Genomic DNA, 22310 nt, shown 5'->3' with positions numbered 1-22310 from the left:
CCATTAGCATGGGGAGCGAACAGCGGTTAGGGAACCCCCATGGCAGGCGAAATGCAGACGGAAATTGAAATGCGGCTGCGCGAGGAGCTGTCTCCGACGCGGCTAGAAGTGATTAACGACAGCGCGCATCATGCGGGGCATTCGGGCGATGATGGCAGCGGCGAAAGTCACTTCACGGTCATTGTGGAATCCTCGCAGTTCGATGGCATGTCCCGCCTCGCGCGCCAGCGAAAAGTGCTCGCTGCGCTGGGCGACATTCCGGGCGAGCGCGTCCACGCCTTCGCCATGAAATGCTACGCGCCGGGAGAGGCCCCGACATGAGCATCGAATTGTGGTACTGGCCCGACATTCCCGGTCGCGGCGAATTCGTGCGCCTGTTCTGCGAGGCGTTCGAGATCGACTACACCGACATGGCGCGCGAGCAGAGCGCCGATGCCATGGTCGAGCATATGCACGGCCTCGAAGGCATTCGCCCTTACGCCCCGCCCTACATCGTCGATGGCGATGTGACGATCGGCCAGACCGCGCTGGTCCTGCAATATCTTTCCGATAAGGAAGGCCACGGCTCCGGCGAGATGGAGACGGATCTTCGGCTGCTGCAATTGCAGCTCGACATCGCCGATTTCGTGGAGGAAGTGCATAGCGTCCACCACCCTATCGCGCATGATCTCTTCTACGCGGACCAGATGGATGCCGCTTTCGAAAAGGCCGGCTATTTCCGCGCCCAGCGCATTCCCAAATACCTCATTCATTTCGACAATGCGCTGGCGGCGAATGGCGGCCCGTTCATGCTCGGGCAGCAACCCAGCCATGTCGACACCAGCCTGTTCCAGATCATGGAGGGCCTGGACTACGCCTTCCCCAATTACATGAAGGAAATGCAGGGCAGCTGGGTGAACCTGGAAGGTCTGCAAGGCGCGGTGCCGGAGATCGAGAGCGTCGCCGATTACCTCGCGAGCGAGCGACGGCTGGAATTCAACGAGGACGGCATTTTCCGCCATTACGAGGAACTGGACGACACATGAGCATCCTGAAGACCGTCACGCCCACCAGCCACGATCTCGGCAGCTTCACCGTGCGGCGCGCACTGCCATCGCGTGAGGCGCGGATGGTGGGGCCGTTCGTGTTCGTCGATGAGTTCGGACCGGCGCAGCTCGATTTGGGCAACGGCATGGACGTGCGGCCGCATCCGCATATCAATCTGGCCACGGTCACCTGGCTGTTCGACGGAGCGATCGATCACCGGGACAGCCTCGGCACCAATTCCACCATCCATCCCGGCACGGTCAACCTGATGACGGCAGGGAAAGGCATCGTGCATTCCGAACGCAGCCCGCAGACCGAACGCGCCAAGGGGCCTTCGCTTTACGGCATGCAGACCTGGCTGGCCTTGCCGGACGGCAAGGAAGAGATAGACCCGGCCTTCGAAGCGGTCAGCGACTTACCGCGCATCGAGGGCGATGGCGCTGCCGCGTGCGTCATCATGGGCGAATTATGGGGCGAGCGCGCGGCGACCACCACCCATGCCGAGACGATCTATGCCGAGATGTTCCTGCAGGAAGGCGGCTCCATCCCGATCGATGCCGAGGCTGACGAGCGCGCAGTGATGCTTGTCGGCGGCGAGGCGCAGCTGGATGGCGAGCCCATCGCGCTTTACGACCTCGTGATCCTGAAACCCGGTGAGGCCATGACGCTAGCTAGCCGCGCGGGCGGGCGCGTGATGCTGCTCGGTGGTGAAGCCTTCTCGACGAAGCGCCACGTCTGGTGGAATTTCGTCAGCAGCGACCGGGAGCGGATCGAGCAGGCGAAGGAAGACTGGCGCGAAGGGTGCTTCGCGAAGGTGCCTGGCGATGCGGAGGAGTTTATCCCACTCCCCGATGGCCAGCCGAAGACCGTGAGCTATCCCTGAGCAACAGCGGCAAGTCGTCATTGCGAGGAGCCGCAGGCGACGCGGCAATCCAGTCCAGCCGGAACTGGATTGCTTCGCTCCGCTCGCAATGACGAGGTGACGGGGCGAAAGAGGCGCGCTATCGCCTGCACCATGACTAAACTCACCTTCCCCCTCGCCGCCCTTCTGCTCGCTACGCCCGCCGCCGCACAGGACGCGCCGGAAGTCGGCAGCCTCGCCTGGCACAACATGCAACAAGCAGCGCTTGCCGAAGCGGCAGCGACGCGCGGATGGACACGGTTGCAGGATGGCGTGATGTTCCGCCGCACCGCTGGCGACGGCTCCGGCCCATCGCCCAGCGTATCGGACGAAATAACCATCCATTATACCGGCAGCTTCGTCGACGGCGAAGTGTTCGACAGCTCGGTCGCGCGCGGTGAGCCGGCGACCTTCCCGCTCTCTCGCCTGATCGAAGGCTGGCAGATCGCCATTCCGCAAATGGGCGTGGGCGACACCGCCGAGATCGTCATTCCGGCGACTTCGGCCTATGGTCTCGAAGGGCGTGGCCCCATCCCGGGTGGTGCAACGCTGAAATTCACCATCGAGCTTTTCGGCATTCCCAGCCGGGATATCGGCGCGTGAGCGATCTCGCGCGGGTCGAGCTGCCAAATGGCATCGCGCTCGATGTCTGGGACAGCGGCCCGCGCGACGCGCCGGCGCTGATCTTTCTGCACGGCTTTCCCGAAAATCACCGCACCTGGCGTTACCAGGTCGAGCATCTGAACACCCGCTTCCGCTGCATCGCGCCCGACCAGCGCGGCTATGGCGACAGTTCGCGGCCCGAGGGGGCGGAGCACTACGAGGCGCAGGCTCTGGTGGGTGATGTGTTCGGTCTGGCGCAGGCGCTGGGCGTAGAGCGCTTCACGGTGATCGGTCACGATTGGGGCGGCGCCCTTGCCTGGGGCGTCGCCGCCTTCGGGCAGGCCAGCGGTGTGGTGGAGCGCGCGGTGATCGCCAACGCGCCGCACCCCGCGGTCTTCCAGCGGCTGCTGTTCGAAGACATGTCCCAACGCGAAGCCAGCCAGTATATGCGCGCCTTCCGCGATCCGGCGAACGACGCGCTGGTTCGCGAACACGGTCTCGCGCCGTTGCTGATGAAGGCGGTGGACTGGACGGGCAAAGTCGAGAACGATCCGGCAGAGCAGAAACTGCTGATCGAGCAGTGGGCCGATCCCGACCGCGCTTTCGCCATGCTGAATTGGTATCGCGCTAGCGGCATTGCCGTGCCGCCGATGCAGGAACCCGTCGGCCTTCCGCCAAGCTACGCCGAACCGGCTTTCCCGAAAATCGCCATTCCTACGCTGGTGGTTTGGGGCATGGGTGACGAGGCGCTGCTGCCCGCAAATGTGGATCGCCTTGGCGACTGGGTGGAAGACCTCACTGTCGAGCGGGTCGAGGGTGCGGGGCATTTCATCCCGTGGGAAGCGCCGGACAAGGTGAACGCGGCGCTGGATGGATTTTTGAAGGCCTAGACCAGCCACTCCACCCATGTGCCGTGCGGGTGGCTTTCGGCCAGCATCGTCCACTCAGCGCCGCCTGGCCAGTATCGCACGCGGCATTCCTGCTTGAAGGTCTCTCGATTGGTTTCCGACATGATCCAGGCGAGCGGGCGTTCCGGCGCGGCGTTCGCCCCGGCTGCTTCCATCGCCGCGGTGATTGCATCGCGGGTCGCCTCGGGCAGATATTGCCACATCACGGTATGAAATAGCACGCGGGTGACGCCGTCCTGCTGCTCTGCCGCCAGCCTTTCGGTGACGAAATCGGCGGCGTCCTGGCGCACCAGTTCAGGCGGCGCGCGCTCGGCCATGGCGATAGCGGTATCGAGCCGGGCCATCCGCTCGCTCGCTTCGGGCCAGATATAGGCGCGCAGCCGCTCGGCCTGCGCCAGGTCGGTGAGGTCGATCGGCGCGACATCGCAGCCTTTCGCGCCGACGATCTCCACTTTCTTCGATGGAGGCGGCGATCCACGCCAGTCGGGCGCGATGCGGAGCGATGATAGGCTTGGCCCCGTCGTCACGCCGCCCAGATCGAAGGCGAAGCGCCCCATCATCGTGTTAATGCCCGCGCTGGCCCCGATTTCGTTCAATTCGAAACGCGGCGCGATATGCTCGCCAAGCCACAACAGCGCCGCCATCACCATCGCGGAACGTCCTGCTACATTGGTCTGCGGCGGACGATCGAGCCAGGGCAGCAGCCGGTAATCGAAAGTCTCTACTGTCTCACCGACAAGCGCATCCACCTGCCCCTGATCGGTGATCAGACCGGCATAGATATCGCCCAGGCGATCCTCCTCGCCCGCGAGATGGAGCGAATGCAGCCCGCCCGCGATGCGTAGCGGCATGGCATCTTCCAGCGTGAGCCCCTGCCAGTTGGCCATGCGCCGCCCCACTGCAGTATCGCTTTCCAGCACCGGGATGAGCGCGCGGATCACGCGGGCCGTGCCCTGCGCGCCGGATTGCTCTGCATGATCGGCCTGCCACGCGATGGCTTCCGCCACGCTCCCGATCGCCATCACGCCGCTTTCCGCCATTCGCATTGCCCTTTGTCCGCTTCGCCCCTACATCGCGCGGCGATGACCCACGACAGCGCCGACACCCGTTTCGGACCCCTCATTTTCGCCGTTCCCAAGGGCCGCATTCTCGAAGAGGCGGTGCCCGTGATGGAGCGTGCGGGCGTCGTGCCCGAAGCGGCCTTTCACGACAAGGCGGATCGCTCGCTGAGCTTTGCCGACGAAAGCGGACAGATGCGAATTTTCCGCGTGCGGGCCTTCGATGTCGCCACCTTCGTCGCATTCGGCGCGGCGCAGGCAGGCATCGTCGGCTCCGACGTGATCGAGGAATTCGACTATTCGGAGCTCTACGCACCCGTCGATCTCGGCATCGGCGCGTGTCGCCTCTCGGTGGCCGAGCCGAAGGAGCCGGTCGAATACAAATACGGCAATGCCAGCCATCTGCGCGTCGCGACGAAATATCCGAACATCACCAGCCGCCATTTCGAGAAGGCCGGCATCCAGGCCGAATGCGTGAAGCTGAACGGCGCGATGGAGCTTGCGCCTTATAGCGGCCTTGCGGGACGGATCGTCGATCTCGTCTCCACCGGGCAGACGCTGAAATCGAATGGTCTGATAGAGAAAGACACGATCATGCAGGTCACCAGCCGCCTGATCGTCAACCGCGCCGCATTGAAAACCGATCCGCGCGTCGCTGCGCTGGTCGAATGCTTCCGCAACGCCACAATGAAAGACGCTGCCTGATGCGCCGCCTTTACGCAAACAAGCCCGATTTCGAGACGCAGTTCACACGCATCGTCGAGGACCGGCGCGAGAGCGACGACAGCGTCGAGCGCGACGTGCGCGACATCCTCGAAAGAGTGCGCGCCGGGGGTGACGAGGCGCTGCGCGACCTTACGATGCGGTTCGACAAGCATGCGCTGACGGCGGAGCTTACCAGCTGGCGCATTTCGGCGGACCAGACAAAGGCCGCTTACGATTTCCTCGAACCCGAAGTGAAGCGCGCGCTCGACCTCGCGGCGGAGCGCATCCGCGCCTATCACGAAGGGCAAAAGCCGGAAGACCGCGACTATCGCGACGAGAAGAACGTGCGCCTCGGCGCGCGGTGGAGCGCAGTCGAGGCAGCAGGCATGTATGTGCCGGGCGGGCGCGCGGCCTATCCCTCCAGTCTGCTGATGAATGCGATTCCTGCCAAGGTCGCGGGAGTCGAGCGGCTGGTGGTCACCACCCCCACCCCGCATGGCGAGATGAATGCGCTGATGCTGGCCGCCGCGCATATTTGCGGTGTCGACGAAATCTGGCGCGTGGGCGGAGCGCAGGCCGTGGCCGCGCTCGCCTACGGCACGACGCGGATCAAGCCGGTCGACGTCATCACCGGCCCCGGCAATGCCTGGGTCGCAGAGGCGAAGCGCCAGCTTTTCGGCGTGGTCGGCATCGACATGGTCGCGGGGCCGAGCGAGATCCTCGTCATCGCCGATGAAGAGAACGATCCCGACTGGATCGCCGCCGACCTGCTGAGCCAGGCCGAGCACGATCCCGACAGCCAGTCCATCCTCATCACCGACAGTGCCGCCTACGCCGCCGCCGTGGAGGATGCGGTCGACGTGCTGCTGGCGCAGTTGAGCACGAGGATGACCGCGCGCGAGAGCTGGGAAAATCACGGCGTCGTGATCGTGGTGGAGGATCTGGCGGCAGAGGCCCCCGCGCTCGCCAACCGCCTTGCCGCCGAACATGTCGAGCTCGCGATCGCCGACCCAGAAGCGATGTTCGCGCAGATAAAACATGCCGGCAGCGTCTTTCTTGGCCGTAACACGCCGGAAGCCGTCGGCGATTACGTGGCCGGTCCGAACCACGTCCTGCCGACCGGCCGCCGCGCACGGTTCGCCAGCGGGCTGTCGGTGCTCGATTTTATGAAGCGCACGAGCTTCATCGAACTCGACGAAAAGTCGCTGAAAGACATCGGCCCCGCGGCCGCCGCTCTTGCCGAAGTCGAAGGGCTGCCCGCTCATGCCCGCAGTGTGACGGTGAGGCTCTGATGAACACGCCCGCCCGCAGCCGCGCCCGCTCCGCCGCCCGCCTTGCCGCCGTGCAGGCGCTTTACCAGTGGCACATGGAAAAGACCGCTCTCGCCAAACTGCTGGACGAGTTTCACCAGCATCGCCTCGGCGCGAAAATCGAGGACGACCAGTACGAGGATGCCGAGGTCGATTTCTTCGACGACGTCGTCTCCGGCGTGATCGCTCGCCAGGCCGAGATCGACGAGACGCTGACAGGAAAGCTGGCACAAGGCTGGACCTTGCTGCGGCTGGACAAGACGATGCTGCAGATCCTGCGCTGCGGCGCCTACGAATTGATGGCCCGCTCCGACATTCCAGTGGGGACGGCTATCAGCGAATATGTCGACGTCGCCCACGCCTTTTTCGATGAGCGCGAAGCGAAGTTCGTGAACGGCGTGCTGGACGCGGTGGCGAAGGATGTCAGAGACTAGTCTCGCGCAATCGGGGGGGACGAACATGAATGAAACCGAATTTATCGCCACCTTGCGCGGGCTGATGCTGCATGACGGTGCGCGCGGCCTGGCGGACGATGCCGCCGTCATCGAGATCGGCGCGGAAACGCTGGTGCTTACCCACGACATGATGATCGAAGGCCGTCATTACCTGCCGCAGCAGGACATGGCCGATGTTGCCTGGAAGCTGGTGGCCGTGAATCTGTCCGACCTTGCTGCGAAGGGCGCGGAGCCTGTCGGCATTCTTCTGGGCCACATGCTGGGCGAGAACGATTCGGCGTTCATCGAAGGGCTCGACGAAGCGCTGTCGCATTACGGCGTGCCGTTGCTGGGCGGCGATACAGTGGCAGGCGATGGTCCGCGCGCGTTCGGCCTCACCGCTATCGGCAGGGCGAGCCACACGCCTGTCCCGTCCCGCGCCGGTGCCGAGATCGGCGATGCGGTGTTCGTTACCGGCACGCTCGGCGCGGCGATGCTCGGCTACGAGACCTTGCGCGACGAAACGGATGGCGACACCACCGCCTACGCCCGCCCGATGGCGCGCCTTGCCGAAGGGCGCGATCTCGCCCCGCTGGCCCATTCCATGATGGATATTTCCGACGGTCTGCTTCTCGACGCATTCCGCATGGCCGAGGCGAGCGAGCTATCGATCGCGATCGATAGCGGCGAAGTGCCGGTCGTCGATCCCGATCGTCGGCATGACTGCATGACATGGGGCGACGATTACGAATTGCTCTTCACCCTGCCAGACGGAACCTTCCCGCCCGTGCCTGCCACCCGCATCGGCAGCGTCGAGCCGCGCGGTTTCGCGCCTCTGTTCCTCGATGGCGAGCCAGTGATTAACGCCGACGGGCTCGGCTATCGGCACGCGCCGGACAGCGAATAGCGAGGCTCGACAGGCGAATTTTCCCGACTCGGTGCAAAACTGCGCGTTTTGCGCTTGTGGATGTGCGCCGCCTTGCTAAGCCTTCCCGTCACGCGAACCCGGCAAACCGGGTCGTTTTCATTTTGGGAAGGGGATAGCAAGGTCATGGACCTCGTACTCATAGCTATTGTCCTGGGGCTGCTTGCCGTCGTGTACGGCTTCGTCACCAGTCGTCAGGTTCTCGGCGCGGATGCCGGGAACGAAAAAATGCAGGAAATCGCCGGGGCCATTCAGGAAGGCGCGCAAGCCTATCTGAAGCGGCAATACACCACCATCGCGCTGGTCGGCGTGGTCGTGGCCGTGCTGGTCGCCATATTCCTCGGCTGGCTGAGCGCTGTCGGCTTCGTGATCGGCGCGATCCTGTCGGGCGTGGCCGGGTTCATCGGGATGAATATCTCGGTGAAGTCGAACCTGCGCACGGCGGCGGCGGCGATGAAGGGCCTGCAACAGGGCCTCACTCTCGCCTTCCGCGCGGGGGCAATCACTGGCCTACTGGTCGCGGGTCTCGCCCTGCTGGCCATCGCCGTGTTCTACTATGTGCTGGTCAACGTGATGGGCCTGTCGCTTTCCGATGCCGGAGAGCGGCGGATCATCGTCGATGCTCTGGTGGCGCTGGCCTTCGGTGCCTCGCTGATCTCGATCTTCGCGCGTCTCGGCGGCGGTATCTTTACCAAGGCTGCGGACGTGGGCGCCGACCTTGTCGGCAAGGTCGAAGCCGGCATTCCGGAGGACGATCCCCGTAACCCCGCCGTCATTGCGGACAATGTGGGTGACAATGTCGGCGACTGTGCCGGCATGGCCGCCGACCTGTTCGAGACCTATGTCGTCACCGTCGGTGCGACGATGGTGCTGACGCTGCTCTTGCTGTTCAACTCTGACGCAGACGTTTTCGCCGGGCTGGTCGCCCTGCCCTTGCTGATCGGCGGTGCCTGCATCGTCACCAGCATCATCGGCACCTATTTCGTGCGGCTTGGCGGCGGCACGAACGTGATGGGCGCGATGTATAAGGGCTTCATCGTCACCGCCGTCCTTTCCGTACCGCTGATCTATTTCGTTACGCAATATGCGCTGGGCGACATGAATGCGGTGATCGGCGGCGAAAACCTCGGCGCAGTCGATCCCGGTGCGCCGATTGCCGAAGAAGGCACGTCGTCCATCGCGCCTTTCACCGGCATGGACCTGTTCTGGTGTTCGCTGATCGGCCTGTTGCTGACCGGCGTCATCATCTGGATCACCGAGTATTACACCGGCACGAATTTCCGTCCGGTCCGCTCGATCGCCAAGGCCTCGGAAACGGGCCACGGCACCAATGTGATCCAGGGTCTTGCCATCAGTCTTGAGTCCACCGCTTTGCCGACGCTCGCCATCGTGGCGGGTATCATCGTCAGCTACCAGCTCGCCGGGCTCATGGGCATCGCCTATGCCGCCACCGCCATGCTGGCGCTTGCGGGCATGGTCGTGGCGCTGGACGCATACGGGCCGGTGACGGACAATGCCGGCGGCATCGCGGAAATGGCCGGTCTGGACGAAAGCGTGCGTGAAAAGACCGATGCGCTTGATGCGGTCGGCAACACCACCAAGGCCGTGACCAAGGGCTATGCCATCGGTTCGGCGGGCCTTGCGGCTCTCGTGCTGTTCGCGGCCTACACCACCGACCTTGCGGAGCTGTTCCCGGCAGCCGACGTCGATTTCTCGCTCGAGAATCCATACGTCATCGTCGGCCTGCTCCTCGGCGCGTTGCTGCCCTACCTCTTCGGAGCCATGGGCATGACCGCCGTTGGCCGCGCCGCTGGCGACGTGGTCAAGGATGTGCGCGCTCAGTTCAAGGAAAAGCCGGGCATCATGGATTACTCCGAAAAGCCCGACTATGCGCGCACGGTCGACCTCGTCACCAAGGCTGCAATCAAGGAGATGATCATCCCCTCGCTGCTGCCGGTGCTCGCGCCGATCGTGGTGTATTTCGTCATCCTCGCGGTGGCCGGACAGGAAAACGCCTTTGCGGCGCTCGGTGCCCTGCTTCTCGGCGTGATCGTGGGCGGCCTGTTCGTCGCGTTGTCCATGACCGCCGGCGGCGGCGCATGGGACAATGCGAAGAAATACATTGAGGACGGCAATCACGGCGGCAAGGGCTCGGAAGCCCACAAGGCCGCGGTGACGGGCGATACGGTCGGCGATCCTTACAAGGATACCGCAGGCCCTGCCGTGAACCCGATGATCAAGATTACCAATATCGTCGCATTGCTGCTATTGGCGGCTCTCGCGCATTGATCCGCTTCCCTCGCTAGCGGAGCGCGGACAAATGGCCCCGCCCGGAGACGATCCGGGCGGGGCTTTTGCGTATGGCTTGACGGATGGCCGCGCGCGCCGCCATGGGCCGCAGCCATGGAATCAGCGCAAGCCAGCAATCTGACGCCGGAAAAGATCGTCGCCGACCTCGTCTTCCTGCTCGATCTCGACGCGAAGGGCGGCGATACCTTCATAGGGCGCCGCCGGCCGGACGGCACAGGGCGCGTTTTCGGCGGACAGGCCATTGCGCAGGCGCTCGGCGCGGCGAGCCGCACGGTGGCAGATGGGCGCGATGTGCACTCGCTCCACGCCTATTTCCTGCGCCCCGGCAGCGACGATCTGCCCATCGAATACCGGGTGAAGCGCGATCTGGACGGACGCAGCTTTTCCAATCGCCGCGTCGTGGCGAGCCAGGAAGGCAAGCCCATCCTCAACCTCACCGCCAGCTTCCAGACGCCGGTCGAGGGGCCGCGCCACCAGCATCCCGACATGCCCGATATCGCGCCGCCGGAAGAACTGACGCCGGACGCCGAGATCCGCCAGGATATTGCCGGCAAGGTGCCGGACGGCCCGATCAAGCAATTGCTGCTGCGTCCCTTCCCGGTCGATTTCCGGTCGGTCGAGCCGCGCGACTGGCTTGCGCCGCAAAAGCGCCCCGCCGTCAGCCATGTGTGGTTCCGCACCATTGCTCCCCTGCCGTCGGACCCCGCCGTTCATCGCGCGGCGCTGGCGTTCATCTCCGATTTCCAGATCCTTGCCACCGCGCTGCAGCCGCACGGCAAGAGCATCCATAGCGGCCAGGTCAAGGGCGCGAGCCTCGATCATGCCGTCTGGTTTCACGAGGCCTTCTCGCTCGACGACTGGCTCCTGTTTGCGATGGAAGCGCCGTGGTCCGGCGGCGGGCGCGGCTATTCGCGCGGACAGGTCTTCACGCGCGACGGACGGCTGGTCGCCAGCGTGACGCAGGAAGGCATGCTGCGCCATATGGAATGATGCGGCGGAACGGGCGCGCCGGCACGCCGTTTCCTCCGCATGGATTTCCAGAAACAGCAGGACCGTTTTCGTCGCAGCAAGGCCTCCTGGCTCGGCCGCGGAGTCGAACGCCTCACCCACCCGCTCGGCAAGACGGTTGCCGACATCGTGCCGAAATCGCTGGTTGAGGCGGTGCTTAAAGGTATCGACTCCGCCGTCGGCGCGCCTGCGCTGGTGAACTTCGATCACGACCCCAAAGACATCGCCGCCGCACGTCGCGCTTCGGAGCGCGTATCCCGTGCTGCGCGCGGGATCAGCGGGGCAAGCGGGGCTGCGGCCGGCCTCGGTGGCGTGCTGACAGCCGGGCTCGATATCCCCGCCACCATCGGCATCGCGCTGCGGGTCATCCGCGACACCGGGCGCGCCTATGGCTATGATGGCGAAGGCGAGCGGGAGAAGCTGTTCCGCCTGCAAATCCTCGAACTCAGCGCCATCAACGATCCGAAGGAGCGCAAGGCGCGCATTGCCGCTCTGGAGGCGATGATCGGTCCCCATGGGGATCTCATCATCGCCGATCACAAGCGCATCCTGCCGGTGGTCGACCAGGCGATAGAGCGCGTCTCTCGCGCCATTGCCCTTGCCGGATTCCGCAGCCGGGCGGGAATGTTGGTGCCGGTCGTGGGATCGGCCGTAGGCGCCACCGTCAACATCTCCTTTCAGGGCGATGTCGGCAAGGCCGCGCGCTTCGCCTTTCAGGAACGCCGCATGCGCGCGCAAAGCAATCTCGTGGAGCAATGACATGGCCGATGACATGAAGATCACCGTCACCAAGGACGGCCCCTACAAGGTCGAAGGCCGCGTGCCGCTGATCGAACAGGCCATCGGCGTGAATGCTGCGGGCGAGAGCATTAACTGGCAGCAGACCGGCGATTTCGAGTCCAAGCCCACCATGATGCTGTGCCGCTGCGGCCAGAGCAGCAACGCGCCCTTCTGCGACGGCTCCCACGCGGAAGAGGGCTTCGACGGCACCGAGGTCGCCGACCGCGCGCCTTACGAAAAGCAGGCCAAGCGCATGGAAGGCCCGCGCTATACCCTGCTCGACCAGGAAGATCTCTGCGCCATCGCCCGCTTCTGCGACACGCACAAGACGGTGTGGGAAGAGGTCGAGAAGACCGACGATCCGGAGCATGCGGCCATTTTCCTCGACCAGATATCGAACTGCGTATCGGGCCGTTTGGTCGCGATCGATAACGAGACCGGAGAACCCGTCCACGCCCAGCGCGGACAGCGCATTTCCGTCACGCAGGATCCGGCGGAGGAATGCTCCGGACCGCTCTATGTCGAAGGCGGCCTGCGCGTCGTTTCCGCCGATGGCGAGGATTACGAGCTTCGCAACCGCATGGCGCTGTGCCGCTGCGGCCAGAGCGGCAACAAGCCCTTCTGCGACGGCTCGCACATGAAAGGCGGCTGGAGCGACGGGACGCGGTGAGGCGCCTCACCCGCTCGCGTGGTAGAAGTCATACACTGTCTGCGCGACGCTCTCGCTGACGCCGGGCACGCGTTTCAGATCGTCCAGCGCCGCGGCGCGGACCTTGCTGGCTGTGCCGAAATGCAGCAGCAGCGCGCGCTTTCGGGCCGGGCCGATACCGGGGATTTCATCCAGCGGTGATGCGGTGATGGCGCGGCTGCGTTTCGCGCGGTGGGCGCCGATGACGAAGCGGTGCACCTCGTCGCGCAGGCGCTGGAGATAGAACAGCACAGGCGAATTGGTCGGCAGCGTCTTTTCGCGCCCGTCGGGAAAGTGGAAGACTTCGCGCCCTTCACGCCCATGATGCGGACCCTTCGCGATGGCGATCAGCGGCACGTCGTCGATGCCAAGCTCCTCCAAAGTGTCGCGCACGGAGGACATCTGCCCCTTGCCCCCGTCGATCAGGACGAGATCGGGCCACACTCCCGCCTTCTCGCGATCCGGATCCTCCTTCATCGCGCGGCTGAAGCGGCGCTCCATGACTTCGCGCATCATGCCGAAATCGTCATTCGTCTGCGCGGTCTTGATGTTGAACTTGCGATACTGGTTCTTCACGAAGCCTTCCGGCCCGGCGACGATGAACGCACCCACCGCCTTTGCACCCTGGATATGGCTGTTGTCGTAGACCTCGATCCGCGTCGGCACTTCGGGCAGCTCGAGAAATTCGGTCAACTCGCGCATGACTTTCGCCTGCGTGCCGCTTTCGGCAAGGCGCCGTTCCAGCGCTTCGACGGCGTTGCGCTTGGCCTGCTCCATCAGCTTGCGGCGTTCACCCCGCTGGGGCGTGGAAATGGCCACCTTGCGCTCGGCCAAGCCGCTGAAGGCTTCCTCCAACAGTTCCTGCTCGGGCAATTCACGATCGATGAGGATATGGCGCGGCGGCGGCACTTCTTCGTAGAATTGCAGCAGCACATCGGCGAGCACTTCGCCTTCTTCCAGGTCGCCCGTGTTCTTCGGAAAGAAGGCGCGGTGGCCCCAGTTCTGTCCGCCGCGAACGAAGAAGCCCTGCACCGCGATCTGGCCGCCCTTGGCATGAAGCGCGAAGACATCGGCGTCGCCCACACCGTCCGCGTTGACTGCCTGAGAGCCCTGAATGAAGGTCGCCGCGCGCAAGCGGTCGCGCAGCAGGGCGGCGGTTTCGAAGTCGAGATCCTCGGCCGCCTTGGCCATCTGCTTTTCGATCCGCGCCTGCACCGCGCCCGACTTCCCGCCGAGAAAATCCTTCGCCTCCTGGATCAGCTGGTCATAGCCGTCCTTGTCGATCCGGCCGACGCACGGCGCACTGCAACGCTTGATCTGATAAAGCAGGCAGGGCCTGTCCCGACGACTGAAAAAGCTGTCCGTGCAAGACCTTAGCAGGAACAGTTTCTGCAGCGCATTAATCGTCGTGTTGACGCTGCCGGCGCTGGCGAAGGGTCCGTAATAGCTGCCCTTTGCCCGCCGCGCGCCGCGATGCTTCTGGATGCGCGGATAGTCGTGCCCCTCGCGCAGCAGGATGAAAGGAAAGCTTTTATCATCGCGCAGCAAGACGTTGTAAGGCGGGCGAAATCTCTTGATGAACTGCGCTTCCAGCAGCAGCGCGTCGGCCTCCGATCCCGTCGTGACGATTTCCATGCCGCGGCACTGGCTGACCATGCGCTGCAAGCGGTTGGATAGCGCCTTGATCTGCGTGTAATTGGCCACCCGCGCCTTCAGGCTGCGCGCCTTGCCGACATAGAGCACATCGCCCCGCGCATCGAGCATCCGGTAGACGCCCGGCGTCGGCTTCAGCACCTTCACGACATCGCGAATGGCCTTCACGCCGACCTCGAGATCGGGCTGACTGCTGCCGCCTTTCACCGTGTACGTCGCGCGCTCTTCGTTGAACCGCTCCTTGCCCCGGGGATCGGGCGGAGAACCTGCTTCGGTGCGCGACATGGTTGAGGAGATAGGCGGGGGATGCGCGTTTCTCAATCGCTTGCTTCGCCGGGCGCAGGCGGGCATCTCCCCGCCGATGGACAAACTCACGGCACCGCCGCGCACGGTCGGCTTCTGGGGCACGGCGCTCTTTCCGGTGAACGGCATGATCGGCGCGGGGATCTTCGCCCTGCCCGCCGTGCTGGCCGCAGGCGTCGGCAGCTTCGCCCCGTGGCTGATGCTGGCGGGCGGCGTCGCCTTCATGCCGCTGGCGCTGTGCTATGCCTGGCTTGCGGGGCGGTTCGAGAATAGCGGCGGGCCTGTGCTCTATGGAGAGGCGGCCTTCGGGCGCTTCGTCGGCTTTCAGGCCGGGTGGGCGCGCTATGCCAGCGCCATCGTCACCGCCGCCGCCAACACCAGCGTCATGGTCGCTTACCTCGCCGCGCTGTTTCCCTGGATGGCCGACCCGGTGATGGAGGCAGGCGCGATCGCGACGATCCTTGCGATCATCACCTGGGTGAACCTCGTCGGCATGACGCGTGCGGTCGGTGCGCTGGGCGTGATGACGGTAATCAAGGTGGTGCCACTCGTCGCGCTGGTCGTCTCGGCGCTGTTTGCGGGCAATCCCGGCATCGGTTTCGCCATCCCCGAATTCAGCAAGGTGGAGACGGTTGTCCTCCTCACCTTCTACGCCTTCATGGGGTTCGAGGCGGTGACGGAACCGGCGGGCGAAATGAAGCGTCCGCGCCGCGACATTCCGCTCGCCATCGTGACGATGGTCGCCGCTGTTACTGCGCTCTACATGGCGGTGATCTGGGCCTATCTCGCTATCGCGCCTGCCGTGCCGAACGAGGACAACGCGCTGGCCGGCGCGGCGCTGGAAACGATGGGCGATATCGGCGCGGTCGCCATCGTCGTGGCCGCCGCCTTCAGCATCGCCGCCAACAATTTCAACGGGTCGACCACCCAGCCGCGCCTCATCTACGGCATGGCGCAGCGAGGCATGCTGCCGCGCTGGTTCCTCGGCGTGAGCGAGAAATACGGGACGCCGGCCAACGCTATCCTGTTCACCGGCGGCGCATCGATCCTGTTCGGCGTATGGGAAGGCTTCGCCGTGCTGGCGGTGGCTGGCACGCTGATCCGGCTGGTGACGTACGGCATCTGTGCCGCCGCGCTGCCCACGCTCGAATTTCGTGAGGGCAGATTGAACCCGATCCATCTCGCCTGCGCCATCATCGCCATAGCGGTGAGCCTGTTCGTCGCCCTGCAAGTGAGTGGACAGGCGGTGACCGTCTTCCTCGGAATGGTCGCGCTCGGCACGGTCCTCTATTTCGTGGCGGCACGGCGGGAGCCGGAAACCGCGCTCCCGACCCCCTGATGGCCGAGCATTTCGATGCCATCGTGCTTGGCGGTGGGGCCGCCGGGCTGTTCTGCGCCGCAATCGCCGGACAGCGTGGCCGCGATGTTCTGGTGCTGGAGCGCAGCGATAAGGTCGGGAAGAAAATCCTGATCTCGGGGGGCGGGCGCTGCAATTTCACCAATATCGGAGCGGGTCCGGCCAATTATCTCAGCGCCAATCCGCATTTCGCGAAGAGCGCGCTGTCCCGTTACACGGCGCGCGATTTCCTCGACCTGGTGGAGCGGCACGGCATCGCATGGCATGAAAAGACGCTCGGCCAGCTATTCTGCGACGGTTCGGCACGCCAGATCGTCGACATGCTGCTGGAGGAATGCGCTGCGGGGCCGGGCAAAGTCACGATCCGCTGCCGCGAGGAAGTGAGCGCGGTGGCTCGCGAGGGTGAGCTCTTCTCCGCCACTACGCAGCACGGTCGCTTCACCGCACGGGCTATCGTCGTCGCGACTGGCGGGCCGAGCATCCCGAAAATGGGCGCGAGCGATTTCGCCTACGGCCTCGCCCGACAATTCGGCCTGAAAGTGGTCGAGCCGCGCCCCGCCCTGGTGCCGCTGACGCTGGGCGGCGAGGAGGTGCTGTTCCGCGAATTGTCGGGCGTCGCCGCAGAGGTCGAGGCGAGAGCAGGAAAGACCGCGTTTCGCGAGGCGGCACTTTTTACCCATCGCGGGCTGTCCGGGCCGTCCATCCTGCAGGCGTCGAGTTATTGGAAGCATGGCGAGCCGGTGACGATCCGCTTCCTGCCGGACCGCGCGCCAGGCTGGCTGCTGGAAGCAAAGCGGGACACGCCATCTGTGCATTTGCGCTCGATATTGCGCGATGCCTTGCCGGACAGGCTGGCCGACGTGCTGGTGGATCAGCTCGGTATTGAGGGCGATCTCGGCAATGTGCCGGACAAGCGGTTGCGGGCGGCGGAGGAGCGGCTGAGCGCATGGCGCTTCAACCCGAATGGCAGTGAGGGCTTCGCCAAGGCCGAAGTGACGGCGGGCGGCATCTCGACGGCGGAGCTATCGTCCAAGACGATGGAGGCGAAAAGCGTGCCAGGCCTTCATGCCATCGGAGAGGCGGTCGACGTCACCGGCTGGCTCGGCGGGTACAATTTCCAATGGGCCTGGGCGAGCGGCTACGCGGCGGGAAGCGCTCTCTAAACGTCATTGCGAGGAGCCGAAGGCGACGCGGCAATCCAGTGCAAACGCCGGCACTGGATTGCTTCGCTGCGCTCGCAATGACGAAGCCTAGAACAACTTCCGAAACTCCAGCTCGAATGTTCGCCCGCGCGGATCCAGCAGGAAGGGCTGATAGGCCAGCGGCGTATCGCCATTGCCATCGGTCACGCGCTGGCGCGCATCGAAGATGTTCTCGATATCGAAGCCCACGCGAACATTCTTGAAGAAGGGCACCGCCTCCACCAAGCCGTCGCGCTGGCCGAGATCGACGAATGTGCGCAGGTCAATCCTCACGAAATCGTCGAAGAACAAATCGCTGCTCGTGCCGAGCACGTCCGATCCTGTAATGCGCGATGAACCGGTGTAGTCGCCGAAGATAAACGCGCCGTAGCCGTCATAGAACAGTCCGCTACGCCAGCGCACGCTGTGGCGCGGATTGCCGGTGCTCGACAGGGCGTCTCCATTCAACAGGTCGAGCCGATCGATACCTTCGGCGATCAGTACGGTGTTTTCCAGCGCGACCGTGTAATTGAGATTGGCGAACCAGCGCCAGACAGGTGGGCCATCGCCAGCGCCGAAAATCCCTCGACCGCCGCCACGGCGTCCGCCGCCGCCACCTCGCCGCCCTTCGCCGCGCGCCTGCGGGCCGCCTTCCCCGCCGCCGCGCGCCCCGGCCGGAGGGCCGTCTCCGCTGCAGAAGCGTTCACGCAGCGCATTGAAGCGCTCGGGATCGATCCGACCGTCTTCTCCGGTCAGCCGTTCGAGCAAGCGCGGCGGCAGGCTGATCGGCTCGCCATCCTCGCCCACCGGCGGATCCTCGCCATTGGCAGCGGCATCGGCGGCCGCCTGGAACCGTTCGAGCAGCACGTCCGGCTCGGCTTCGCAGAATTGCGCGCGGATCTGTGCGAACCGCTCCGCATTGGGCGGACCGCGACGGCCCTCACTGCCTCCGCTCCCGGGGCGACCGCGCGCCTCACCAGCCGGACGTTCCTGCGTTTCTTCGTCCGGCTCGCCGAAGGAGCCGCGAAGATTGAGGCCGAAGCGCAGGCTGCGCGTGTCCTGCTCGGCATAGGTCACGAAACGTCGGTCGAGTGCGGTCAGGCGGCCATCATCATTGCGCGTCACACGATCAGCAAACGCCGCCTCGATCGCTGGCGTCAGGAATGGAAAACCGCTCGTGGTGTCCCGCGAACTGTTGTCGAAATATTCGACCTGAAACGTGCCGTTGTCGAGGAAGTCGGCGAATTCGGGCAATTCCCAGATCGCGCGGAAAATCCAGTCGTTCTGCTGCTGCGCGGGCAGATCGGGATTGCCGCCGCTCGTCACCGTGGCCAGCACCGTGTCGCCGGTCGTGAAATCGAAAACGGGGACGTTCTGCGTGACGATCTGCGGCGCGCCAAGCTGGGTAAGCGACGGCGAGCTTTCACGCTCCACATAGGTCGCCGCCAGCGTGATATCGGCAAAAATGCCCCAGGTGATCCCGGCGGACCAGTCGGTCAGCGTGCCGAAATCCGATTGTTCCAGGACACCGCCATTGAGGTTGAGCGAGATGTCGCCGAGCGCGCCGCCGAAACCTTCGCTGCGGCTGGTGATCGGGATGCCGAGATTGATCCCGCCCTGCCAGCGCGTGCGATCGAGATCGACGCTGGACTCGATATCGCCGGTCGTCACGCTTTCGATGCCGTTGGCGCGATATCCGGCGATAAGCGTGGTGGAGAGTTCACCGGCGGGAAGCAGGACCGGATTGCCGCGCGCGGTAACCAGCGCGTTGACTGTGTAGGTATCGCTCTCCGCCCGCTCGAACCCTGCATCGCCGAATGTGCCGAAATCGGCATCCAGCGCGAGATCGCCAGCCGCAGCGGCGAGCACCAGCGCATCCGTGTCGAGCGCAAGATCGGTGAGGCTGAGCGAGTCCGAAAGCGTCGCATCCGCGGTCGCGGTGATTTCCCAATCGGCAATATCGGTGTTGAACGTGGCCGCCGCCGAATAGCTGTCCGTCACGGAATCGACCGCGAGCGGATCGACGGCGTTGAATGTGCGCAGCGCCGTCTCGCCCAGCGGATCGGTCAAGAGCACGCTGTCCAGGCCTTGCAGGCTCAATCGCTCGTCTCGCTCATAGGTCGCGTTGAGGCTGAGCGAGGTGCCGCTGGTATCGAGCGTGCGCACCCAGTTGAGCGTCGCCTCGTAACCGCGTGCATCGGCCACCAGAGTGCGGAAATCGGCAGGGCCGGGATCGGTAGCGAATGTCGGCTGGCTGCCATCGGCCTGGATAATGTCCCGCTCGCCTTCGGTCAGCGGGGACGTATTGTCGAATTCCAGATTGGCGTTCAGGCGGCTGCGTCCATCGATGCGCAGATAGGTGGTCTCCGCTTCCTGCTGCGAGAATCCGCCATCGAAAGGCTGGCTGTATTCCGTTTCGAATTCAATGCTCTGGTAATTGTCCTTGAGAATGATGTTCACCACCCGCTGGTCGGGTGAATAGCCATATTGCTGGGCGACTTCCTCGCTGAACACCTCGGTCCGCTCGATCGCTTCGGGTGGATAGCTGCGCAATTCGCGAAAGGATCCGATGCGTACACCGTTCACGAGGATCACCGGCGCGCCGTCGCCGCGTCCCCTGCCGCTCGTCACCGTCGGGCCCAATTGTTCGAGCAGCTCGGCAATCGACCCGACGCCGTATGCGGCGATATCGTCTGCATCGAGTTCCAGCAGCGGCGGTTGCTCGCTTTCGACCGTGCCGGCCAGCCGCGCGCCGATCACGATGATGGCATCCACCTCGATATCGTCTTGCGTTTGCTCTGGCGCGGGCGAGGGCTCGGGCTCGCCATCCTGCGCCATGGCACTGGCGGAAAAGCACAGTGCACTCGAAATGGCGATAAGGCTGGTTAATCGGGTGCGGCGCAAATCCGTGATCCTTGAACGAAAGTTTTCGGTCCCCACCTGTTTCGTGTCTATCGAGCGCAACGCGCAACAAGGCAAGGTGGTCCTTTGTAACAAGCTGTCGCGCCCGATGCGTGACAAGCCGGCCACAGTTTCCCCGACGCAGGGCGCTCTTCCCTTTTCCAAAGGGTGCCGCTATGCGCGCCCGACACATTTTCTGCATGAATGCAAAAGGACTTGAGATACCGGATGGCTAAAGAAGAACTCCTCGAAATGCGCGGCAAGGTGGTGGAGCTGCTGCCGAACGCGATGTTCCGGGTGGAGCTCGAAAACGGTCACGAGGTTCTGGGTCACACCGCAGGGCGCATGCGCAAGAACCGCATCCGCGTGCTGGTTGGCGACGAAGTGCTGTGCGAGCTGACGCCCTACGATCTGACGAAGGCGCGCATCACCTATCGCTTCATGCCGGGGCGTGGCGGTCCGCCGGGCTATCAGGGCTCCTGATATCAAGGGCATGGCGACGCCGCGCCCTTCTCTCATCCTTGCATCGGCCAGCCCAAGGCGGCGTGACCTGCTCGCGCGCCTGGGTGTCGAGCCGGATGGCGTGTCTCCCGCCGATATCGACGAGACGCCGCTCAAAGGCGAAATCCCACGCGACTATGCGCTGCGAATGGCGCGCGAGAAGGCGGCAGCCATCGATGGTGGCGCCGCGCATGTACTGGCGGGCGATACGGTGGTCGCGGCGGGCAGGCGCATACTGCCAAAGGCCGAGGACGAGGGGACGGCGCGGCGGTGCCTGGAATTGCTGTCGGGTCGCCGCCACCGGGTGCTCTGCGCCATCGCGCTCGCTGCACCCGATGGCTATGTGCGGGAGCGGCTTTCCGAAACGCAGTTGAAGTTCAAGCGCCTCTCCCCGCAGGAGATCGACGCCTACATCGCCAGCGGCGAATGGCACGGCAAGGCGGGCGGCTATGCGATCCAGGGCATGGCCGAAGCTTTCATCCCGTGGATACAGGGCAGCCATTCAGGCGTCATCGGCCTGCCGCTGTACGAAACGCGAACGCTGCTGGGCGCGGCGGGCTTCGATGTCTGACGGCTGGCAAGTCGAACACGGCATCGGAGAGGAACGCGCGATCCTCTATCGCGGGAATCGCGCCATTGCCGCCCGCATCCGCTGGCCAGGCGCTCTGGAAGCGGGCGAGATCGCCGAAGGCACGCTGATCGCAAAGCCGAAGGGGGCACAGCGCGGCCGTGCCCGCTTTGCGAGCGGTGAAGAGGCGCTGGTCGACAAACTCCCACGCGACGCGAGCGAAGGCGCCGATTTGCGCTTCCTCGTCACGCGCAGCCGCATTGGCGAAGCAAACCGCGTGAAGCTGGCGCATGTCCGCCCGACGGACGAACCCCTACGCCCCGCTCCCTCGCTGGCGGACAGTCTCGAAAGCGCAAGACCGATGCGCGCCTTCCCGGCGGGCGACTGGGAAGCGATCTACTCAGTGGCGGCCGAAGGCGTGCTGCGCTTTTCCGGCGGATCGCTGCATTTCGCGCCGACCCCGGCGATGACAGTGGTTGACGTGGACGGTCACTTGCCCGCGCGCGACCTGGCGTTCGCCGCTATCGCGCCTCTGGCAGAGGGTATCGCGCTGTTCGACCTTGGCGGGGTGATCGGCGTCGATTTCCCGACGCTGGAAGCGAAGGCGGATCGCAAGGCCGTCGATGCCGCCATTGAGGATGCTCTTGCCGATTTCGACCATGAGCGCACGGCTATGAACGGCTTCGGCTTCGTGCAGATCGTGTCTCGCTTTGCGCGTCCTTCGCTGCTGCATCTGCTGCGCCACGATCCTGCGGGCGCGGCGGCGCGGCTGCTGCTGCGCCGGGCCGAGCGGCTGGAGGGGCCGGGCAGTGTGGAACTGGCTGCGCACCCTTCGGTGCTGGCGAGACTGAGCGAAGAGTGGCTGGCGGAACTGAAGCGGCGCACCGGAAAAGAGCTGTCGATCAGGCCCGATCCGGCCCTTGCCATCGCGGCCCCGCATGCCCAGCTTATCGCCGCATGACATCACGACCCTGCCCCATCTGCAAGAAGCCTCGCATGGCCGAATTCACGCCCTTCTGCTCGCAGCGTTGCCGCGACAGGGATCTGGCGCAGTGGTTCAACGATGGCTACGCCGTGCCCGGCCTGGCCGCCTCTCCAGAGGATGTGGCGCGGGAGGACTGATACCCCCTTGCCAAGCGCGGCGCGCTTCGCCATAGGCGCGCTTCACTCGCTGGCGGGTCACCCCGAAT

The 22310-nt window shown here is 64.7% G+C and carries 23 protein-coding genes; 20 read left to right on the top strand and 3 right to left on the bottom strand.

Annotated elements, in window-relative coordinates; genetic code table 11:
* Window positions 1-39: 39 nt before the first annotated feature.
* From D6201_RS01350 to D6201_RS01330, 5 genes are all read left to right on the top strand, one after another.
* The gene (locus tag D6201_RS01350) at window positions 40-321 is read left to right on the top strand and encodes a BolA family protein (RefSeq protein ID WP_120047072.1); all 282 of its coding nucleotides are present in this window, start codon (window positions 40-42) and stop codon (window positions 319-321) included.
* Window positions 318-1025 (top strand): glutathione S-transferase, encoded by a 708-nt coding sequence (locus D6201_RS01345; protein WP_120047071.1) that lies wholly within the window; start codon window positions 318-320, stop codon window positions 1023-1025. Before D6201_RS01350 ends, D6201_RS01345 begins: the two co-directional genes overlap by 4 nt.
* The gene (locus tag D6201_RS01340; protein WP_120047070.1) at window positions 1022-1909 is read left to right on the top strand and encodes a pirin family protein; all 888 of its coding nucleotides are present in this window, start codon (window positions 1022-1024) and stop codon (window positions 1907-1909) included. Before D6201_RS01345 ends, D6201_RS01340 begins: the two co-directional genes overlap by 4 nt.
* 132 nt (window positions 1910-2041) lie before the next feature.
* On the top strand, window positions 2042-2530 hold the full coding sequence (locus D6201_RS01335) for an FKBP-type peptidyl-prolyl cis-trans isomerase (protein ID WP_120047069.1): 489 nt from the start codon (window positions 2042-2044) through the stop codon (window positions 2528-2530).
* Window positions 2527-3420 (top strand): alpha/beta fold hydrolase, encoded by an 894-nt coding sequence (locus D6201_RS01330; protein ID WP_120047068.1) that lies wholly within the window; start codon window positions 2527-2529, stop codon window positions 3418-3420. Before D6201_RS01335 ends, D6201_RS01330 begins: the two co-directional genes overlap by 4 nt.
* On the opposite strand, the gene D6201_RS01325 is transcribed toward D6201_RS01330, so the two are convergent.
* On the bottom strand, window positions 3417-4478 hold the full coding sequence (locus tag D6201_RS01325; protein ID WP_120047067.1) for a DUF2332 domain-containing protein: 1062 nt from the start codon (window positions 4476-4478) through the stop codon (window positions 3417-3419). The two genes, D6201_RS01330 and D6201_RS01325, sit on opposite strands and share 4 nt — an antisense overlap.
* 42 nt (window positions 4479-4520) lie before the next feature.
* Between D6201_RS01325 and hisG the strand changes: the two genes are divergently transcribed.
* The 8 genes from hisG (at window position 4521) to D6201_RS01285 (ending at window position 12638) form a co-directional block, all read left to right on the top strand.
* Window positions 4521-5201, top strand: coding sequence for an ATP phosphoribosyltransferase (hisG, locus tag D6201_RS01320; RefSeq protein WP_120047066.1), 681 nt, complete (start codon window positions 4521-4523; stop codon window positions 5199-5201).
* A complete protein-coding gene (gene hisD / locus D6201_RS01315) occupies window positions 5201-6493 on the top strand; it encodes a histidinol dehydrogenase (RefSeq protein WP_120047065.1) in 1293 nt (430 codons plus the stop codon). Before hisG ends, hisD begins: the two co-directional genes overlap by 1 nt.
* The gene (nusB, locus tag D6201_RS01310; protein ID WP_120047064.1) at window positions 6493-6945 is read left to right on the top strand and encodes a transcription antitermination factor NusB; all 453 of its coding nucleotides are present in this window, start codon (window positions 6493-6495) and stop codon (window positions 6943-6945) included. The genes hisD and nusB overlap by 1 nt, the downstream gene beginning before the upstream one ends.
* Window positions 6946-6970: 25 nt before the next feature.
* Complete coding sequence (thiL, locus tag D6201_RS01305; RefSeq protein WP_120047063.1) at window positions 6971-7852, top strand: thiamine-phosphate kinase; 882 nt, start codon at window positions 6971-6973, stop codon at window positions 7850-7852.
* 144 nt (window positions 7853-7996) lie between these two features.
* The gene (locus D6201_RS01300) at window positions 7997-10159 is read left to right on the top strand and encodes a sodium-translocating pyrophosphatase (protein ID WP_120047062.1); all 2163 of its coding nucleotides are present in this window, start codon (window positions 7997-7999) and stop codon (window positions 10157-10159) included.
* 114 nt (window positions 10160-10273) lie between these two features.
* Window positions 10274-11170 (top strand): acyl-CoA thioesterase, encoded by an 897-nt coding sequence (locus D6201_RS01295; protein ID WP_120047061.1) that lies wholly within the window; start codon window positions 10274-10276, stop codon window positions 11168-11170.
* 39 nt (window positions 11171-11209) lie between these two features.
* Complete coding sequence (locus D6201_RS01290; RefSeq protein ID WP_120047060.1) at window positions 11210-11947, top strand: EcsC family protein; 738 nt, start codon at window positions 11210-11212, stop codon at window positions 11945-11947.
* A gap of 1 nt (window position 11948) precedes the next feature.
* Complete coding sequence (locus D6201_RS01285; RefSeq protein ID WP_199798170.1) at window positions 11949-12638, top strand: CDGSH iron-sulfur domain-containing protein; 690 nt, start codon at window positions 11949-11951, stop codon at window positions 12636-12638.
* Window positions 12639-12644: 6 nt separating this feature from the next.
* Here D6201_RS01285 and uvrC read toward each other — a convergent pair whose 3' ends face one another.
* Window positions 12645-14594 carry an excinuclease ABC subunit UvrC gene (gene uvrC, locus D6201_RS01280; protein WP_120047059.1) on the bottom strand — a complete coding sequence of 650 codons (1950 nt, stop codon included), beginning with the start codon at window positions 14592-14594 and terminating at the stop codon, window positions 12645-12647.
* Window positions 14595-14670: 76 nt separating this feature from the next.
* On the opposite strand from uvrC, the gene D6201_RS01275 reads away from it, so the two are divergent.
* Both D6201_RS01275 and D6201_RS01270 read left to right on the top strand, forming a co-directional pair.
* A complete protein-coding gene (locus D6201_RS01275; protein WP_120049121.1) occupies window positions 14671-15951 on the top strand; it encodes an APC family permease in 1281 nt (426 codons plus the stop codon).
* Window positions 15951-17132 carry a BaiN/RdsA family NAD(P)/FAD-dependent oxidoreductase gene (locus D6201_RS01270; protein WP_120047058.1) on the top strand — a complete coding sequence of 394 codons (1182 nt, stop codon included), beginning with the start codon at window positions 15951-15953 and terminating at the stop codon, window positions 17130-17132. Before D6201_RS01275 ends, D6201_RS01270 begins: the two co-directional genes overlap by 1 nt.
* An 87-nt stretch (window positions 17133-17219) precedes the next feature.
* Here the strand turns inward: D6201_RS01270 and D6201_RS01265 are convergent, their stop codons facing one another.
* Window positions 17220-19988, bottom strand: a complete 2769-nt coding sequence (locus D6201_RS01265) for a porin family protein (RefSeq protein WP_242447388.1) — start codon at window positions 19986-19988, stop codon at window positions 17220-17222.
* On the opposite strand from D6201_RS01265, the gene D6201_RS12885 reads away from it, so the two are divergent.
* The 5 genes from D6201_RS12885 to D6201_RS01245 are packed head-to-tail and all read left to right on the top strand — an operon-like array spanning window position 19987 to window position 22242.
* On the top strand, window positions 19987-20271 hold the full coding sequence (locus tag D6201_RS12885; RefSeq protein ID WP_165853455.1) for a hypothetical protein: 285 nt from the start codon (window positions 19987-19989) through the stop codon (window positions 20269-20271). The genes D6201_RS01265 and D6201_RS12885 overlap by 2 nt on opposite strands.
* 8 nt (window positions 20272-20279) lie before the next feature.
* On the top strand, window positions 20280-20534 hold the full coding sequence (infA, locus tag D6201_RS01260) for a translation initiation factor IF-1 (protein WP_120047057.1): 255 nt from the start codon (window positions 20280-20282) through the stop codon (window positions 20532-20534).
* Between the two features lie 10 nt (window positions 20535-20544).
* Entirely contained in the window at window positions 20545-21123 is a 579-nt protein-coding gene (locus D6201_RS01255) for a Maf family protein (RefSeq protein WP_120047056.1), read from the top strand.
* Window positions 21116-22081: a ribonuclease E/G gene (locus D6201_RS01250; protein WP_120047055.1), complete on the top strand. Its 966-nt coding sequence runs from the start codon at window positions 21116-21118 to the stop codon at window positions 22079-22081. Before D6201_RS01255 ends, D6201_RS01250 begins: the two co-directional genes overlap by 8 nt.
* Window positions 22078-22242, top strand: a complete 165-nt coding sequence (locus D6201_RS01245; protein ID WP_120047054.1) for a DNA gyrase inhibitor YacG — start codon at window positions 22078-22080, stop codon at window positions 22240-22242. The genes D6201_RS01250 and D6201_RS01245 overlap by 4 nt, the downstream gene beginning before the upstream one ends.
* Window positions 22243-22310 lie beyond the last annotated feature (68 nt).

This window comes from Aurantiacibacter aquimixticola, from assembly GCF_003605475.1.
GTDB classification, from domain to species: domain Bacteria; phylum Pseudomonadota; class Alphaproteobacteria; order Sphingomonadales; family Sphingomonadaceae; genus Alteraurantiacibacter; species Alteraurantiacibacter aquimixticola_B.
The sequence above is the reverse complement of the archived record's forward strand: the minus strand, read 5'-3'. Positions and strand labels throughout refer to the sequence as shown.